Below are 17,064 nucleotides of genomic sequence, written 5' to 3'. Positions count from 1 at the left end.
ATATGATAAAACAAGAAAAACCTTTCCGCTACCTCAAATACGCCATCGGTGAGATTATTCTGGTAGTCATAGGGATTCTTATTGCACTACAAATAAATAATTGGAATGATAATGAGAAAAAGAAACAACTAAAATCAAATTACATTGAAAATTTAATCAACGATTTAACGAAGGATTCGATTCAACTTCAAAACCGAATAGATGAAAATCATGCTTCTCTGAAGGCTATGAACGCCTATCTCTCTTTAATTCAAAAAGAAGAACTAAGTGAACAGGACATCTATATTAAGTATCTTAAAGAATCTGTTTTTTTAGGGATTCGTGTCATCAACACCTACAATACCAACACCTTTAACATCCTCACCTCCAGCGGTAATATTGATCTTTTTTCAAATGCTTTTAACAATAGCCTAATGGAACTTAATCGGGTTCAAAACGCTGAATTGGAAGTTTCAAAATTAAATTCCTCGTTTTATCTTCAACTTTTAAGCAATTTGAGCACCCAATATCCTACAGACCAAACCCACCTCTATCGTGCCATTATACGAAAAACTGCTGGCAACCTTGACCCTAATAAGTTTGCTGTTATGTATTTTAATCTACTCGATCATCAACGACATACTATTAATCGCTATCTTGAATTAAGTCAAATTGTTATGCAACATATTCAAGAAATGCTTCAAAAACTACACTTAAAGCAAAACTTGTAAACGTATGATTAAATTCTTCCGAACAATCCGATATAACCTTATGATAAAAAACAAAACAGGTAAACCTGCCTTCCAAACAGGGAGGTACTTCAAATACGCCATTGGTGAAATTATCCTCGTGGTTATTGGTATTCTTATTGCCTTACAGATCAATAATTGGAATGAAGAGCGCAAGGAACTTTTCAATGAAACTAAAATATTAAACACACTTCATGCAGAATTTCAACAAAACCGAAAAACACTAGATTCTACTTTAACCGTTTTAGGTAATGCAGAAAAGGCACTAACATTTGTGCTTACTAATATAAATCCGGAACCAAAGCTTAATCTGTCTTCACAAAAATTGGATAGTGTTTTATTTGAGACCATCACAAATCCCTATTGGAAAAGAAGTGAATACACACTTAGGAATCTCGAGAACTCCGGAAAGTTAAGCGGTTTGTCTAATGAAGATTTAAAAACGAAACTGTATGAATGGTCATTGGTGTCCACAGACATAGAAGATAAAGATGCTGATGCCACTATTGGTTTTAACTATCTATTAAACTATTACAAAGTAAACGGTTCATTAAGAAGTTTGGATGCCTTTGGAACTCTTATAACAGAAGGACAATCCACTTTGAGCTACGATCACCTTAAGTTTTTCTCTGACATTACTTTTGAAAATGCCATTGACGATTGTTTAGTCTACATGAGACAACGCGTAATGCGGTATCAAAAAGCATCAGAAATTATCAATGACATTATAACCATAACGAAACCTAAAAATGATTAAGCTATTTCGTCAGATAAGACTCAATCTCATGGAAACAGGAAAAACATGGAAATACCTCAAATATGCCGTTGGCGAAATCATCCTCGTCGTTATTGGTATTCTTATTGCCTTACAGATCAATAATTGGAATGAGGAAAGAAAGATTAATATTGAAGAGCAAAATGCACTCATTAATCTTAAAGAAGATTTTCTATATAATACATCTCAGATTGATTCTCTGATATTTCGAACAAAACGAACGGTTCAAGCAAATCTTAAAATTTTAGAATTCACTGGTAAAAAAAGTAAACCCACCTCTGAAGTTTATTTTGACAGTTTAGTTAATTTTATTAGTGCTACAGAACAATATTTCCCGCGAAATGGATTTTTGGACGATTTAATAAATTCTGGCAAACTCAGCATCATCAAAAATGAAAACTTACGAAATAAATTATCGCTTTGGAAACCTAAACTCGATAATATTTATAAAAAGGAGAATTCATCCCTTCAATTTGACTATGTGCTTATTGATTTTGTAATTAAAAAAGGAAGCTGGCTCAATGCTGATGAAACTCTTATAAGACCTGATATCAAATTTCCTGTATCTGGTTTTGATATTGATAACAGAAGCTTGCTTGATTATCCCGAGTTTGAAAACATGATTGAGAATAAAATTATTTTTGTTAATTCCTTAAAAGCAAAATTAATAGAAGCTTCACAAGTCCTTGAAGAAATTTTAGTTTTAATTAATTCTGAGATTAAATGATTAAATTTTTTCGACACATTAGACTTCGGCTCATGGAAACAGGAAAAACAGGCAAATACTTCAAATACGCCATTGGCGAAATTATCCTTGTGGTCATTGGAATCTTAATTGCCTTACAAATTAACAATTGGAATCAAAATAGATTAGATAGACATATTGAACGAGACACGCTAATAAATCTAAGACTAGATTTACATTCTGCCATGGCACAATTAGACAATAAAATTATGCAGAATAATTTGTATCGATTTTATGACTCTACTGCTATGGAACTAATTCACAGTAAAACAGAGGTTCCTAATGACAGCATTACAAAGCTATTACTGGCGCACATCTTTACACCAACATTCGATCCTGAACTCGGAACCTTGAACGAAATACTCAATACAGGCAAGATGGAAATTATACAAAACAAATCACTTAGAAAACATATCTCCTCATGGAACAGATATATGGACGAACTAAGTGAGGTAGACAACCGGTTAATTTATCTAGATGACAATTTTAAGACACCTCTTTACATGAAAATCCTTCCCTACAGAAATTCATTCAACTATGTTATTAAACCGAATTCAGCATCGCTATTGGCAGAGCCGTTACCTAGTTCAAATTTCCAGTCGTTGCCAAATGAATTTTTTTACACTATGGAATTTGAAAGTATGTTAGCCAATTATTTGATTTATGGAATTGTTCAAGGTGAGCGATTAGATGATATTAAAACGAAAATAATAGACATGATAGCTCTCATTGATAAAATGATTAAGCCTGACTAAATTTTTCAATGACCAAATCGAAAAATTCATGTCATACCTCGTAAAAATTCGCCATTAACCCTATCTGGCCGCAACAACTCAATTAACCTTAATACATGACAAGCCATATATTATCGGTTTATGGGAACGGTTTTACTGAAATGGATATATTCAGTCTTTAGGGAAATTCAAAATTCTAAAACCATATGAAGCAGATATGCATACCATCTGTATCGTATTTCGTATTTTTAGTAAAAAATAGTAGCTGTGACGCTTTTGGCTAAGCTGTGCATGTCTTATTAATTAATCCTAAGCTCAAAACAATTCTATGAAAATCCCAGAACACTTTCAAATCAAGGAAACGATTACCCAAAACACCTATTTAGTTGATGGTGAATTAAAGTTATGGAATGGCGAAACTTCAAAAGTCTATTCCAGTATTTCTTCAACCGAAGACTATCAACCCACCTTGTTGGGTACCATTCCCAAACTGGGCGAAAAAGAAGCGTTAGGCGCACTTGAATCAGCTGTCACAGCATTCAACAAAGGTCAAGGCCTATGGCCAACCATGAAAGTTGTTGAGCGAATAGCCTGTATGCAAACCTTTGTAGAGCAAATGAAGACAAAGCGCGATGCGGTGGTGAAACTGCTCATGTGGGAAATTGGGAAGAATCTGCCCGATTCTGAAAAGGAATTTGACAGAACCGTGGAATACATCTACGATACTATTGAAGATTATAAACAAATGGATCGTAATAGTGCTAAATTTGAAAAGCACAGTGGCGTTAACGCGCATATTAGACGAGGCCCTCTGGGTATTGTCTTGTGCTTAGGCCCTTATAACTATCCGCTAAATGAAACTTTTGCACTGTTAATTCCGGCCCTAATAATGGGCAATGCCGCTATTTTTAAACCGGCGAAATTTGGCGTACTACTGTTATCACCCTTGTTAGAGGCTTTTCAAAACAGCTTTCCAAAAGGGGTTGTTAATATCATCTATGGTCGTGGTCGTACCGTTGCCTCACCTATTATGAAAGACGGTCGGGTTGATGTTTTGGCACTAATTGGTAACAGTAAGTCGGCTAATGCTCTACAAGATGTACACCCTAAGAGTAATCGTTTACGTATGGTGTTGGGCTTAGAGGCAAAAAATCCTGCCATTGTTTTAGAAGATGCCGATTTAGATTTAGCGATTAGCGAATGCATTGCGGGCGCCACCTCTTTTAATGGTCAGCGCTGCACAGCACTAAAAGTGATTTATGTACATGAGGCTATAATTGACGAATTCAACAAGCGCTTTTCTGAACAGGTGGATGCCTTAAAATTTGGAAACCCATGGGAAGATGGTGCTAAATTAACGCCCTTGCCAGAACCCGATAAACCTGCCTATATCCAAGGACTCATTGATGATGCGGTACAAAAAGGCGCCAAGATTATAAATAAAAAAGGCGGTGAAACTACAGAGAACTATATTTTTCCGGCCGTCTTGTATCCAGTGACAAAAGACATGCGTGTGTATAAAGAGGAACAATTTGGCCCAGTTATTCCCGTCATATCATTCTCAGATATTGAAGAACCATTGGATGACATGGCAGCCTCCAATTATGGGCAGCAGGTAAGTTTATTTGGCAAAGATGTTAAAACCCTAGCCCCATTGATCGATACCTTGGTTAATTTAGTCTGTAGGGTAAACCTAAATAGTTCATGCCAGCGCGGTCCAGACGTCTATCCTTTTACCGGACGTAAAGACTCGGCTGTTGGTACCTTAAGTGTTCACGATGCCTTACGGTCCTTTTCCATAAGAACTTTTGTAGCCTCTAAAGACAATGCCTACAACAATGCTATTTTAAAGAATTTATTAGAAACTAAATCCTCCAATTTTGTCAGTACAGATTACATACTTTAGCTTATCGAAGCCCCATCTTACCATTCCTAAATTCACGCAACCCGATAGCCTTTACAGGGCTTATGAGTAATGTAATGATAATTACGAAAAATTATAACCACCCTTATGAATCAAAGTAGGACCGGACGCTTAAAATTAATCCTGTGGACTCTTTTAGTAAAGACTGCTTGTCGCTTTAATTTTTATTCCGTCTAGAATGATTAAACTATTTCGCCAAGTAAGACACAGCTTAATAATGAAAAACCAAACGAGTAAACCTGCCTTCCAAACAGGAAGGTACTTCAAATACGCTATAGGCGAAATTGTATTGGTAGTGATTGGAATTTTAATTGCACTGCAAATTAACAATTGGAACCAGAATCGCATGTCCAAACTAGAAGAAGGTAAATTACTTCGTAAGATTCAAGTCGATCTTAAACTGGCCGATAGCATGAATCAGCGATTTTTGTCCAGTTTTACTAATTATCAAAATTTGAATATTCAAGTTTTTTCTGAAATTAGAGGAAAAGCCTATTACAACCCAAATATGATGTATCACGATTTGTGGTGGTACAGCACATATAACGCGGTTATTTCTGAAAACTACAGTGATAATTTAACCGATATCACCAACGATAATGTACGTGACGCACTAAGAGATTACCTCAAGCATGAGGAAATTTTATTAAAGGCCTTTAAAAACTGGGACTTACTAAAAATTGAAACCGTACGCCCTTTTGTAAACAAGTACGGTATTAAAAATGTAGATACAATTTTTTCCAAGCTAGACTTCAATTTTAAGAATGCTTTTAACTTGGAATTTGACATATTTAACTACTCAAAATTAAGGGCACAATACGGCACTGAAGAACTAGAACAGATATTGGGCTCCTTATACACCATGACAGGATATATCATCTTAAAACTCGAAGAACAGAAAACGTATCTAGATCATCTCGATAAAGCCTTAAAATTGAGATTACAAGACAAAAACAATTAATCTATTTGAGGCAAGTAATTAGCATATAGACAAATGAGACCAGCAACTTCTATGGAGTCAAACACATTTTCTGAAAGACTTCAAAATAAACCTGAATTGAAAGAGGCTATAAGCATTGATGGCCACTTAGCACCTTTATGCTTAACAAAAGCTAGCCAATGATTAAATTCTTTCGTCATATCCGTCAAACCATTATTATGGAAAACTCAAAATCAACGCGCTATTTTAAATACGCCATTGGCGAAATCATCCTTGTGGTTATTGGTATTCTCATTGCGCTTCAAATCAATACGTGGAATCAAGCAAGACTAGAGCGCATAAGTGAACAAAACATACTCAAAGACTTAAAAGTTGAATTTGAGGCGAATTTTATAGACCTAAATCGTGTTTTAAATCAGCACCAACTTATTTTAAAAGAGTTAAGAGCACTTCAAGTCATTTCAAAATCGAAGGATTATACCAATATCCATCTAGACAGCCTTACAAATAGTCTCATTAAATGGTTTTCCTTTACGGACAGGCCTGGTGCCTCAAATAATTTAATTAGTGCAGGTAATTTGGACATCATTCAAAATACCGAGTTAAGAGATTTAATTACCCAATGGACGGGTAATGTAAATGATGTGATTGACGATGAAGTTTTTCTGGCAGATTTCACACGAGAAACCATATTGCCATTTTTATCAAAGCACTACCCTATTACAAATCTTGAAGAATCCAATATAAAATTATTAGAATCTTTAGACATGAAAATTGATAGGGAAGCTAGCCTAGTATTTGATAAAAAAATGGTCAACTGGCAAGTCCTTCTGGAAAATGAGCAATTACAAAGTTACGTGGCACTAAAAAAAATGTACGAGTACCATTGTGTCTTAGAATGTCGAATAACTATGCGGGCTTGTAAAAAAATCATTTCCCTAATCAAGTCTGAGTTACATGATTAAAATATTTCGAAAAATAAGATACAAGCTCATGGAAAAAGGCAAAACTACCCAATATTTTAAATACGCCATTGGCGAAATTATTCTTGTGGTTATTGGTATTCTTATTGCCCTACAGATTAATAATTGGAATGAAGAACGAAAGACGGCGAAATTTGAGAAAGAAATCCTATCCCAGATTAAGGAAAACCTTGTTCAAGACAGAGAAAATTTAGTGGATATAAAATACTGGCATCAAAAAGCATTGGCCGCATCCGCAAAGCTCATAAACGATTCCTTACGAACAAAACATTTGGACAGCGTACCTTATTGGTTGGGCGAGGTTGTTCATTTCAGCAGATTTCAGCCCCTGACCAACTCCTACGAAGCGCTTAAATCTACAGGCATAAATACGGTGAAAAATCCTGAGTTGAGGAAAAGTCTCGGTGTTTACTATGACGATCACGCAAATCATATCGTAAAGGCTTTAGGAGATGTTGAATATGCATTTAATAACCATTGGTTACCGCTAATGGAATCCCATGCGACTAATTTTGAGTTTCGAAATATTCTTGAAGTAAATAACATTGAGGAATTCTTCAGTGAAACTAATGTTTGGAGACTCCTTATGCTAAACCGAGATAATATTGCGGCGTCCATAACTCGCTTGGAGTTTACGATGGCATCCGTTGACAAAACACTATCACTTATGCCAACACATTTACAGACCAACCAATGATAAAATTCTTTAGACTATCCGAAATAAAAAGTCTAGTAGACTTTTGATAAGGATACAATTTGAAAACTAGTGGATTAAATTATGATTAAACTCTTCCGACATATTCGCAAATCACTAATTGAAAAAAATCAAACAGGCCGGTACTTTAAATACGCCATAGGCGAAATTATTCTTGTGGTGATTGGTATTCTCATTGCTTTACAGATTAACAATTGGAATGAGTTTCAGAAACTAAAACAAAGTGAAACAGCAATATTGTTAGACCTAAAAGAAGAGTTAAAAAATAACTTTGAAATAGCTAATGGGTCCGTAGAAAATAATCTCATCAACACAAGGGCTTGTATACGTATTGATAGTATTATAAAAACAAATAAATTAACATCAAATCTCAATACGCTAGATAGCCTTTTTATAATATTAGGTAATATAAGTTCTTTTAAGCCCGAAAGAAGTATAACTGATCAGATGATTAATTCGGGTAAATTAGAAATCATATCCAATACGAATTTAAAATCTTTGATTACAAACTGGGTAACAGAATTGGAAAGGTCCGAAAATGACGTCAAATACACCGTAGATAACTATACGATGAATTTAATGCCGTATTTAATGAAACATTTTCCATTATCTAATGGTGATACCATTAAAAAGAATTTTCCTTCTTTTATTCCAATGTACGCATCTAAATCTAACCTTAAAACAGATTTTTCTAAACTTAACCTGTTAGAGTTTGAAAATAACATCTGGCATCATAAGCACAACATAGATTATTTGATACGCAGAGATATGAAGCTTAGTCTTTTAGTAAAGCCTATTTTAGAGGAGATTAACAAGTCTTTAAAAACTTTGAACGCTAATGATTAAATTCTTTAGACACATTAGAAAATCCCTGCTTATGGAAAACAAAGCCTCCAAATACTTCAAATATGCCATTGGCGAAATTGTCCTGGTTGTTATTGGAATTTTAATTGCACTTTCATTAAATACTTGGAATACCCAACGATTAAACACTAACCGAAACCAAGAGTTATTAGTAAAACTGTCTAAAGAATTAGATTTAAATATTGAGCGGGCTCGCGGATTAGATTCTACATCTGAAACTAGTGGTTTTTCGAATAGATACAAATTTACCGACAGCCTTTATAGCCTTTTACGTCACAATATGGCGATAGATCACTTGGACTACATGGTCTCTACTTCAATATTTTATATAAATACCTTTAATTTAAATAGCTCCATTTTTCAAGAATTAAAAAATACAGGAAGTTTGTATTCAATAGGCTCAGATAGTCTAGTTACCGAAATTCAAAAGTATTATCAGCTTTGTGACAGAGAATCATTCTATAATATAAATTACAGTAAGAATGTTAATGACCTTAAGGCTAAATGTTTTGAAGGATGGTTCGATTTTAAATACCTGTATAGAGAAAATCCTGATGAGGCATTAAAGCACCATCCTTGGATTAGCAATCCACGGTCACCACAATACATTAAATTTAGGCAATTTGTGAGGGCTGCAAGAAATCATCACAGATTAATGTCTTCAAAGTTGAACAGAATAATTAAAGAATCTGAAAAATTAAAAGCTCTTATAGCATTAGAAAATAGTCTTTGACAGCAAGGCTAATAACTATTGATAAATGATTAAATTTTTTAGACATATCCGCAAAACCTTACTAATGGAAAACAAAACCTCCAAATACTTTAAATACGCCATTGGCGAAATCATCCTTGTGGTTATTGGTATTCTCATTGCACTTCAGATCAACAATTGGAATGTAAAGCGCATAGAACGTCAACGTGAAGTAAGTTATCTAAAAAACATCAAGCTCGATTTACAAAAAGATCTTACAAACCTCATCTACATGATCGAATTTAGACAAGATAAATTTGAAAGAACACAGAAAATTTTATCGCAAATAAATGGGTCACCTACCAGTAATATTGATCAACTAGCGAAAGATGTTTATTTTACTATTATGGAGGAACGCTTTACTCCAAATAATAGTACTTATAATGAATTATCAAACTCAGGAAATTTAAATTTAATTGCTAACGATTCTATAAAGAAACTACTACTAGATTTGCAAGAAATCTATAAATATAATGACGCTGGTATAGATCATGAAACTTATGAATACAGGGAATACATATCAAAATCATTGTTTAGTTACGTTGATTTAGATTTGATAAAACCTATTTACGAAGAAGAAAAAACAGCCCGAGAACAAAATATAGATTTACAAAGCTTTCAAAGCTTATTTCAAAGTCTTGAATATAAAAATGGTTTGGTAATCTCTATAACAATTTCTAAGGATTTTATTCCTTTTTATGATAAAATTAAGTCAAAGTCTGAGACAATTATTGAATTGATAAACAGGGATATTGAAAAGCCATAATGACTAAGTTGTTTAGATATATAAGACAAGAATTACTAATGGATAAAAGGACAGAGCGTAAAGAAAATGTCCTGCCGACATTTTTGGTGAAATCGTAAATTCGACAAAGTCAATGGCCAGCTTACCACCTTGAAATTAACTACTATAAACATGATTAAGTTCTTCCGTAAAATCAGATATGACCTCATGAAACAAAATAAGACGTCAAAATACTTTAAATATGCCATAGGTGAAATCATCCTTGTAGTCATTGGTATTCTCATTGCCTTACAGATAAATACTTGGAACCAGAACAGAATAGATAAAATCGAAGAACAGGAGATAATTGCAAAACTTCACAAAGATTTTAAAACGAACAAAGCTAATCTGGCACAGTTTATTGTAGAGATCACTAATGAAACAAACGCACAAATAGCATTGATGAGCCTCATTGGTGCATCTAGAGAAGAACTTCTAAAGTACAACCTAGATAGTCTGATGTATGAATCGTTTTCGGCAAGTGAAGTTGCCTTTGCGGATAATACCATTAAAAGTATCATGCAAAGTGGCCGATTAGATCTTTTAAAAAATGAACAGGTAACAGCATTACTCTATAAATGGAATACCTTATCCGAAATTAGAAAAACCAGAATGTCTAAATTAGATGATTGGATTAACAATCATTTTATACCATACTTATTATCTAAAATTTCGTTTAAAGAGATGGATGCCACAACTGGCGGCTTAAAGTGGTCTGGCCCCTCTCAAGTTAAACCAGATTACTATCCTTTATTTCAAGAGGTTGAGTTTGAAAATTATTTAGACAATAGCCTTTGGTTTCATCAGCAAGTTTTTCTCAGATGCCAAGAAACCGATATTTTAATTGACGATATTATTAAGGCAACATCTTCAAAATGATTAAACTTTTTAGACATATCAGATACAACCTTATGGAAACTGGAAAATCAACAAAGTACTTTAAATACGCTATTGGTGAAATAATCCTCGTCGTTATAGGTATTCTCATTGCGCTTCAGATCAACAATTGGAATGAACAGCGAAAAAACCATAACACCGAAAAAGAACTTCTTTTTGCATTGCAAATGGATTTTGTTGAAACGAAAAAAAGATTAAAAGAAACCATCAAACTTCAAAATACTGTAATTTCAAATAGCAAAAAATTAATTGAACTTTACGCAACCAATACATTACTAGAACACAAAGATTCTATTCCAGAATATATATGTTATGGCCCATTGTCCTGGTGGCGAGCCGAACCAGTGACTGGAACCTATGACGCCATGTTAAGTACGGGACAAATCGACCTGTTGCGAAATAAAACATTGAGACGATATTTAACGGAGTTTGATGCAGAGATAAAAAGCGGGTTTGAAGACCATGAACATAGCATGGATTTATTAACACTCCTTACTGTTGCGCAAAGTGAGTCTTTTTTTGATTTACACAGTATCAAAGCTCAAAACGAAATGGGAATTAAACTACCAGATGACTCGTTTTTAATACATAAAAATATTGAGGAGAAAATTAAAAAACTAGCCTTAAATAAAAAGTTCTTCGGTCTACTAACACATAAACTGGTAATGGATCAAAATAGACTCAGACGACAAAACAAACTTCTAGACTTTACCGATCAAATATTAAATCAAATTAGTTTAGAATCAAAATGATTAAGTTCTTTAGTAAAATACGATATAACCTTATGGAAAAAGGGAAAACTGCCCGATACCTCAAATACGCGATTGGCGAAATCATTCTTGTGGTCATTGGTATCCTCATCGCACTACAAATCAATAATTGGAATCAGCAAAGAATAGAGCGAAAAGAGGAGCAAGCTATCCTAATTAATCTTAAAGAAGATTTTCAAACTGCAACCAATGAATTTGAATGGCTCAATGATATAAGGAGTACAATTATTTCATCAGCTAAAGCTATTATGTCAATTTCCCCGGGAAATCTTTATAATTATTCCCCAAAACACCTAGACAGTCTTTTTAGCCGAACGTTGTCTGGTCCAACCTATAACAACCAAGCAGGCTCATTAAATGTATTGCTAACGTCAGGAAAAATAAACTTGATTTCAAATCCAACACTCAAGAAAAGCCTTATCGAGTGGCCAGGATATGTAGCCGACATGACGGAAGATGAGCTCGCTCATCTTGAGTTGTATTTGGGGCGTTATTCTGATTTGCTTGCACGCCATATTTCATGGAATGATTTGGCTAATAGTTATGACCTGACTGGTGCTCGCTTTAATCAAGTTAAACTAGAAACAATGCCGGATAATCATGCAGTGACAAGTGATTATAAAGCCCTAATCAATTCTAAAATATTTATTAATACATTGAATCGACGAGCCACGATGTGTATGATATCTAATTCAGAGACTAAGGTCTTAATTAAAACTGCTAGAAGTATTATTGAAATGATTGATCAAGAGCTTAAATAATAGATACAATGATTATATTTTTAAATGTTTAAATCAAATACTTTCTCAACGGGTAATACTTAAATTTTAAAAAGGATTACGATAAAATTATTCAGGAACCTAGGCCTATTTCAAATCAAATCATTAAAATAAACCATGCGCTAAGGTTTAAAAATTTTAGCCAATGCAATAACATAAGACGCTTAAACAATATTTTGAATCAGACTGAGGAATTGATGTTGTATATTAAGGAAGCTATTGCTTTAAATAACTAAGCTCTTTTAATAATACTACAATTTAAAGGATTGGCTTGGAATCAAAATCAATTCTTCTTGTGGTGCTATAAGGTATTCAGCACCATTTTCCTTAACCACCGCCATTTCCTCTACCGAAATGGTTTTTACACCACCGTTTTCCAATTGCCAAGCATGGAAACCGTCAAATGCAAAGGTCATCCCTGCTTTTAGTTCTTTTTGGGATGCGGGCCGTACATGAGAGGCTTGCGAACCCCCTAAATTGGGCCCAACATCGTGCGCTACATAGCCTACGGGATGCCCTGTACTCCACATCACATAATCAGACCCTGCCTTTTCCATTAAAACACGTTGTGCCCTATCTACATCAACGCCTTTAACTCCTGGTTTCATAGCAGCAAGTGCTGCTCTATTCCCCGCTTTACCACTTTCCCAATAATGCATAATATCCTTAGGCGCTTCAGTCTCCCCGTCCTTAAGTACGTAAGCAAAACGCTGAATATCGCTTACCCATCGATCATAAACCTTAATCCCAAAATCAATTTGAATCACATCACCAGGCATAATTACTTTATCTGTGGCATGAGAATGTCCACGGTCTGGTCCGGAATTGACATTTGGATTCTGGTCTGGTGCCCAACCATCGGTAACCCCATATGCAGCCATTTTCTGCTTTAGGAATTTAGCTATATCCGCATCGGTCGACTCGCCAGGAACAACTTGCTTATAGGCTTCAATCTGCCAATCGGCTGTAAGCTGCGCTGCTTTGCACAATATCTCAACTTCTTGTGGTAATTTTATGGATAGCCACTCATAGACTAAGTCTGTAGAGGAGACCAATCTACTGGAAAGTGCTCCTAACTTAGCTTCTAAATCGTCCCGTTGGGTATAGGATAGGCCATCTGCCATGGCATTGCTGTCTGAAGAATTTACGGCTATGGTTTTAAAATCTTGGTCTTTGATAAAAGCTACTGCCATTCCTACAGCAGAAGTACCACGTTCTACACTGACCACCTTATCATGGATATCTAAATCATCTAAGGCCTTGGCCTCACCAGAAGGCGAAAATACCAAACTATGAAAGCCATCAGCATCATTATAAAACAAAAATACGGCCGTGCCACCTGCATTCTCACCACCAACATGGTCGGCTATAGGGTCGTTATTATTTTCTCTACAAATCACCAACCAACAATCAACATCCGCCGCTTTTAAAGCTTTAGGTAGTAGCGTATTAATACGTTGTTTTCGAATTTCCGGCCAGGGATTCTCACCCCAGTAAACTTCAGGATCAATTACCTCTGCGCTGACTTGCTCTTTAGCTGTTTCATTACAGCCCATTAGTACGGAAAAGCCTATTAAAATTAATAGTTGGAGATTCCTCATATTTAAAGTTTGTGTATCTTGACGAAAGATAACGAATTTAAGTATTTTACTTAACTACCAAGCGATGCTTATTTTACTAAAATCATTCAACTATGAAATCCATCTTCCTAGTATTAACGCTGAGTCTCATAAGCGCTTTTTCCTTTGGTCAGGTGAATTATTTAGAGCCCAAACTTGATAATATTCGCTGGATTTCTGGCACCTGGCATGGGGAAGCCTTTGGCGGACAAACCGAGGAGATATGGAGCGAACCCTCTGGTGGTTCTATGATGGCAACTTTTAAACTCATCGTGGATGGAAAGGTCAGTTTTTATGAGATTGAAATCATAAGGGAAAGCGAAAATTCCTTAGTCCTTCAGCTCAAGCACTTTACCAACGATTTAAGGGGTTGGGAAACCAAGGATGAAACCGTCGATTTTCCTCTGAAGTACATCACTGAGGACAAAGCCGTTTTTGAGGGTATGTCCTTCGAAAAAGTAACAAGTACTGAAATGAATGTTTATGTAGATATACAGAACGCTAAAGGTGAGGTTGAAACTGTTAAGTTTAACTATCAAAAAGCATCAAAACCCTTAAAGCCCCTGATAAAAGTGCCAAAGGCTACAGAAGAACTAAACATAGATGGCCTAGCCACCGAAGCGATATGGGAAAATGCAAAGTGGTATCCTTTGGACCAATTGTGGTTAGGAGCGTTATTTACTGACGACGATTTTTCAGGTCGTTACAAGCTAACTTGGACCCCAGAAGCACTTTATCTTTTGGCAGAAATTACGGATGATGTGCTGTTAGATCAGGAAAAGGACCCCTTAACCAACTGGTGGGACGATGATTGCCTAGAGATTTTTATCGATGAGGACAACAGTGGCGGTGAGCACCAATACAATCATAATGCCTTTGCATATCATGTGGCTTTAGATGGCAATGTGGTTGACATGTCTACCGAAAAGAAAGGTAAATTGTATAATTCCCATGTCGAATCCAAACGGAACACCAAAGGAAACGTGACCCTATGGGAGGTCAAAATTAATTTATTCAATGATAGCTATAGCGACGATAAGCCAAACCAACCCATAATATTAAATACTGGAAAGTACATAGGTTTTGCCTTGGCCTACTGTGATAACGACAATAGTGAACACAGAGAGAATTTTGTAGGCTCCATCGCCGTTACCGGTGAAGACAAAAATCGCGGTTGGATCGATGCAGATATTTTTGGAACACTACACCTTATAGAAGGTAACTAGCTTATGCGTGACTTCACCTTTTCCTCTTCCGTAACGTTAGATAGGTTGATTGCGGTTTCAATGAGTGCCAAATGCGAATAGGCCTGAGGAAAGTTACCTAAAAGACGTTTCGTCTTAAAGTCAATATCCTCACTAAATAAACCAAGGTGGTTACTGTAGGATAACAGTTGATCAAACATTTTCGCAGCCTTCTTGCGCTCCCCTATTTTATATAAGCTATTAATAAACCAAAATGTACAAATCGTAAAGGAAGATGATGGTAAGCCAAAATCATCCTTGTTTTTATAACGGTACAAAAGGCCATCATTGCAAAGATTGCGCTCTATAGCTTTTACTGTGCTTATGAATTTGGGGTGTTTGGCATCTATAAACCCATACGATTCCATCAACAATACCGATGCGTCTAATTCGTTGGAGTCATAGGCTTGAGTGAAGGCCTTAACATCAGGGTTCCAGGCCTTGGTCATTATATCTGTCCTAATAGCTTCTTCAATAAGTTGCCATTTTGCCAATTTTCCAGTCTTTCCCAACAAGCGCGCTACTTTTATAGCCTTATCAATAGCCGTCCAACATAAAACCTTGGAGAAGGTAAAATGTCTATCTTCTTCCCTAAATTCCCAAATACCCTTGTCAGGTTCTTGCCAATGCTTATTAACGACCCAAACAATACCTTTTGTTATTGTCCAAATTTCCTCGCCATTGTCAATGTCATTTTTAAAATTAGCCACCAACTGATAAATCACATCCATAAGAATGCCGTAGATATCATTCTGTCTCTGTTTATAGGCGGCATTACCAATTCTAACCGGTTTTGACCCGTGGTAACCAGACAAATGGTCTAAAGTAATTTCAGTTAAGTTTTTCTCGCGATCAATACCATACATAATCTGAAGCTTCTCATCCTTATCGGGCATCAAATCGATAATAAAATTTAAATAGCGTCTGGCAATATTCTTATGACCTAAGTGGGACATGACCTTGATGACCATTGAAGCATCCCTAATCCAACAGAACCTATAGTCCCAATTTCGCACTTCTCCAATGGTTTCGGGCAAGGAAGTGGTTGCTGCAGCTAATACTGCGCCTGTTTTATCAAAACTTAAGAGTTTTAAAGTAATCGCACTTCGGGAAATATAGTCGTTGTACCGTTTATAGGTCGGAGTGCGCTGCATCCAGTTGAGCCAATACACTTTGGTACGTTCATATTGTAAATAGGCAAATTTTAAATCGGGGAGAAAGAGCTTTTCATTATAGCCAAACATGAGAAAACAATCCTCTTTCAACTCAATTACATCACCATTCACTACCGCTGCTTTGTTTAAGTCAGTATAAAGAAATAAGGTGTCATACGTTTCTTCATCATTGAGACTTACAATGAAATCGTGTTTGATATAGGTGACGGTTTCGCCTTTGGCGTACTCCAACTTGGGATTATAATCTATTTTAAAAGAAGGATTACCGCTCACATACTTCACATAGCGAATAATCTCTGGCGGGTAATGATAGGTATTGTTCTGCTTATAATACCGCGGCATAAAATCGTGGACTTCAAAAGCGTCAATGCCATTGCTAAAGGCTGTTACCAAAATGGCAGTATCTGGAATATAGGACTGATTTACCGTATAGCTCTCATCGACTATAAAACCAAAATGGCCTCCAATCTCGTCATCAAGGATTTTGGCAAAAACTGAGGCCGAATCAAATTTTGGAAGGCAACACCAATCGATAGAGCCCGTTTTAGAAATTAAGGCTGCACTTTGGCAATTACCAATAATCCCATAATGTAAATTATTCATTAATTCTTCTTTCTTCATATGGTAAAGCAATCAT

17 protein-coding genes are annotated in these 17,064 nt (G+C 35.6%); 15 read left to right on the top strand and 2 right to left on the bottom strand.

Annotated elements, in window-relative coordinates:
* Positions 1-2 precede the first annotated feature (2 nt).
* The 14 genes from CA834_RS10440 (at position 3) to CA834_RS10375 (ending at position 12,371) form a co-directional block, all read left to right on the top strand.
* The gene (locus tag CA834_RS10440) at positions 3-710 is read left to right on the top strand and encodes a DUF6090 family protein (RefSeq protein ID WP_094968642.1); all 708 of its coding nucleotides are present in this window, start codon (positions 3-5) and stop codon (positions 708-710) included.
* 4 nt (positions 711-714) lie between these two features.
* Complete coding sequence (locus CA834_RS10435) at positions 715-1,485, top strand: DUF6090 family protein (RefSeq protein WP_094968641.1); 771 nt, start codon at positions 715-717, stop codon at positions 1,483-1,485.
* Entirely contained in the window at positions 1,478-2,230 is a 753-nt protein-coding gene (locus CA834_RS14715; protein ID WP_206186869.1) for a DUF6090 family protein, read from the top strand. The genes CA834_RS10435 and CA834_RS14715 overlap by 8 nt, the downstream gene beginning before the upstream one ends.
* Before the next feature lie 32 nt (positions 2,231-2,262).
* On the top strand, positions 2,263-3,003 hold the full coding sequence (locus tag CA834_RS10425; protein WP_133085488.1) for a DUF6090 family protein: 741 nt from the start codon (positions 2,263-2,265) through the stop codon (positions 3,001-3,003).
* Between the two features lie 307 nt (positions 3,004-3,310).
* Positions 3,311-4,888, top strand: coding sequence for an NADP-dependent glyceraldehyde-3-phosphate dehydrogenase (locus tag CA834_RS10420; RefSeq protein ID WP_094968639.1), 1,578 nt, complete (start codon positions 3,311-3,313; stop codon positions 4,886-4,888).
* Positions 4,889-5,084: 196 nt separating this feature from the next.
* Entirely contained in the window at positions 5,085-5,867 is a 783-nt protein-coding gene (locus CA834_RS10415) for a DUF6090 family protein (RefSeq protein WP_165764782.1), read from the top strand.
* A gap of 158 nt (positions 5,868-6,025) precedes the next feature.
* The gene (locus CA834_RS10410) at positions 6,026-6,811 is read left to right on the top strand and encodes a DUF6090 family protein (RefSeq protein ID WP_094968637.1); all 786 of its coding nucleotides are present in this window, start codon (positions 6,026-6,028) and stop codon (positions 6,809-6,811) included.
* Positions 6,804-7,526 (top strand): DUF6090 family protein, encoded by a 723-nt coding sequence (locus CA834_RS10405; protein ID WP_094968636.1) that lies wholly within the window; start codon positions 6,804-6,806, stop codon positions 7,524-7,526. The genes CA834_RS10410 and CA834_RS10405 overlap by 8 nt, the downstream gene beginning before the upstream one ends.
* A gap of 81 nt (positions 7,527-7,607) precedes the next feature.
* Positions 7,608-8,390, top strand: coding sequence for a DUF6090 family protein (locus CA834_RS10400; RefSeq protein WP_094968635.1), 783 nt, complete (start codon positions 7,608-7,610; stop codon positions 8,388-8,390).
* A complete protein-coding gene (locus CA834_RS10395; protein WP_094968634.1) occupies positions 8,383-9,141 on the top strand; it encodes a DUF6090 family protein in 759 nt (252 codons plus the stop codon). Before CA834_RS10400 ends, CA834_RS10395 begins: the two co-directional genes overlap by 8 nt.
* 64 nt (positions 9,142-9,205) lie before the next feature.
* The gene (locus tag CA834_RS10390; RefSeq protein WP_165764781.1) at positions 9,206-9,925 is read left to right on the top strand and encodes a DUF6090 family protein; all 720 of its coding nucleotides are present in this window, start codon (positions 9,206-9,208) and stop codon (positions 9,923-9,925) included.
* A 186-nt stretch (positions 9,926-10,111) separates the two neighbouring features.
* Positions 10,112-10,822 (top strand): DUF6090 family protein, encoded by a 711-nt coding sequence (locus tag CA834_RS10385; RefSeq protein ID WP_206186868.1) that lies wholly within the window; start codon positions 10,112-10,114, stop codon positions 10,820-10,822.
* Positions 10,819-11,592, top strand: a complete 774-nt coding sequence (locus tag CA834_RS14710) for a DUF6090 family protein (RefSeq protein WP_206186873.1) — start codon at positions 10,819-10,821, stop codon at positions 11,590-11,592. The genes CA834_RS10385 and CA834_RS14710 overlap by 4 nt, the downstream gene beginning before the upstream one ends.
* Positions 11,589-12,371 carry a DUF6090 family protein gene (locus CA834_RS10375; RefSeq protein WP_133085487.1) on the top strand — a complete coding sequence of 261 codons (783 nt, stop codon included), beginning with the start codon at positions 11,589-11,591 and terminating at the stop codon, positions 12,369-12,371. Before CA834_RS14710 ends, CA834_RS10375 begins: the two co-directional genes overlap by 4 nt.
* Before the next feature lie 269 nt (positions 12,372-12,640).
* Here CA834_RS10375 and CA834_RS10370 read toward each other — a convergent pair whose 3' ends face one another.
* Positions 12,641-13,990 carry a M24 family metallopeptidase gene (locus tag CA834_RS10370; RefSeq protein WP_094968630.1) on the bottom strand — a complete coding sequence of 450 codons (1,350 nt, stop codon included), beginning with the start codon at positions 13,988-13,990 and terminating at the stop codon, positions 12,641-12,643.
* A gap of 92 nt (positions 13,991-14,082) precedes the next feature.
* On the opposite strand from CA834_RS10370, the gene CA834_RS10365 reads away from it, so the two are divergent.
* Positions 14,083-15,234, top strand: a complete 1,152-nt coding sequence (locus CA834_RS10365) for a DUF6265 family protein (protein WP_240507572.1) — start codon at positions 14,083-14,085, stop codon at positions 15,232-15,234.
* Here CA834_RS10365 and CA834_RS10360 read toward each other — a convergent pair.
* Positions 15,231-17,030 (bottom strand): glycoside hydrolase family 15 protein, encoded by a 1,800-nt coding sequence (locus tag CA834_RS10360; protein WP_094968781.1) that lies wholly within the window; start codon positions 17,028-17,030, stop codon positions 15,231-15,233. The two genes, CA834_RS10365 and CA834_RS10360, sit on opposite strands and share 4 nt — an antisense overlap.
* Positions 17,031-17,064 lie beyond the last annotated feature (34 nt).

The sequence above is a fragment of the Winogradskyella aurantia genome (assembly GCF_002266855.1).
GTDB lineage: Bacteria > Bacteroidota > Bacteroidia > Flavobacteriales > Flavobacteriaceae > Winogradskyella > Winogradskyella aurantia.
The sequence above is the reverse complement of the archived record's forward strand: the minus strand, read 5'-3'. Positions and strand labels throughout refer to the sequence as shown.

What these genes read in the sequence shown, in the direction of transcription:
- CA834_RS10400 (WP_094968635.1), top strand. Translation starts at nt 7,608, where the DNA reads ATGATTAAACTCTTCCGACATATTCGCAAATCACTAATTGAAAAAAAT.
- CA834_RS10435 (WP_094968641.1), top strand. Translation starts at nt 715, where the DNA reads ATGATTAAATTCTTCCGAACAATCCGATATAACCTTATGATAAAAAAC.
- CA834_RS10405 (WP_094968636.1), top strand. Translation starts at nt 6,804, where the DNA reads ATGATTAAAATATTTCGAAAAATAAGATACAAGCTCATGGAAAAAGGC.
- CA834_RS14710 (WP_206186873.1), top strand. Translation starts at nt 10,819, where the DNA reads ATGATTAAACTTTTTAGACATATCAGATACAACCTTATGGAAACTGGA.
- CA834_RS10395 (WP_094968634.1), top strand. Translation starts at nt 8,383, where the DNA reads ATGATTAAATTCTTTAGACACATTAGAAAATCCCTGCTTATGGAAAAC.
- CA834_RS10410 (WP_094968637.1), top strand. Translation starts at nt 6,026, where the DNA reads ATGATTAAATTCTTTCGTCATATCCGTCAAACCATTATTATGGAAAAC.
- CA834_RS10370 (WP_094968630.1), bottom strand. Translation starts at nt 13,990, where the DNA reads ATGAGGAATCTCCAACTATTAATTTTAATAGGCTTTTCCGTACTAATG.
- CA834_RS10420 (WP_094968639.1), top strand. Translation starts at nt 3,311, where the DNA reads ATGAAAATCCCAGAACACTTTCAAATCAAGGAAACGATTACCCAAAAC.
- CA834_RS14715 (WP_206186869.1), top strand. Translation starts at nt 1,478, where the DNA reads ATGATTAAGCTATTTCGTCAGATAAGACTCAATCTCATGGAAACAGGA.
- CA834_RS10390 (WP_165764781.1), top strand. Translation starts at nt 9,206, where the DNA reads ATGGAAAACAAAACCTCCAAATACTTTAAATACGCCATTGGCGAAATC.
- CA834_RS10415 (WP_165764782.1), top strand. Translation starts at nt 5,085, where the DNA reads ATGATTAAACTATTTCGCCAAGTAAGACACAGCTTAATAATGAAAAAC.
- CA834_RS10360 (WP_094968781.1), bottom strand. Translation starts at nt 17,030, where the DNA reads ATGAATAATTTACATTATGGGATTATTGGTAATTGCCAAAGTGCAGCC.
- CA834_RS10440 (WP_094968642.1), top strand. Translation starts at nt 3, where the DNA reads ATGATAAAACAAGAAAAACCTTTCCGCTACCTCAAATACGCCATCGGT.
- CA834_RS10385 (WP_206186868.1), top strand. Translation starts at nt 10,112, where the DNA reads ATGAAACAAAATAAGACGTCAAAATACTTTAAATATGCCATAGGTGAA.
- CA834_RS10365 (WP_240507572.1), top strand. Translation starts at nt 14,083, where the DNA reads ATGAAATCCATCTTCCTAGTATTAACGCTGAGTCTCATAAGCGCTTTT.
- CA834_RS10425 (WP_133085488.1), top strand. Translation starts at nt 2,263, where the DNA reads ATGGAAACAGGAAAAACAGGCAAATACTTCAAATACGCCATTGGCGAA.
- CA834_RS10375 (WP_133085487.1), top strand. Translation starts at nt 11,589, where the DNA reads ATGATTAAGTTCTTTAGTAAAATACGATATAACCTTATGGAAAAAGGG.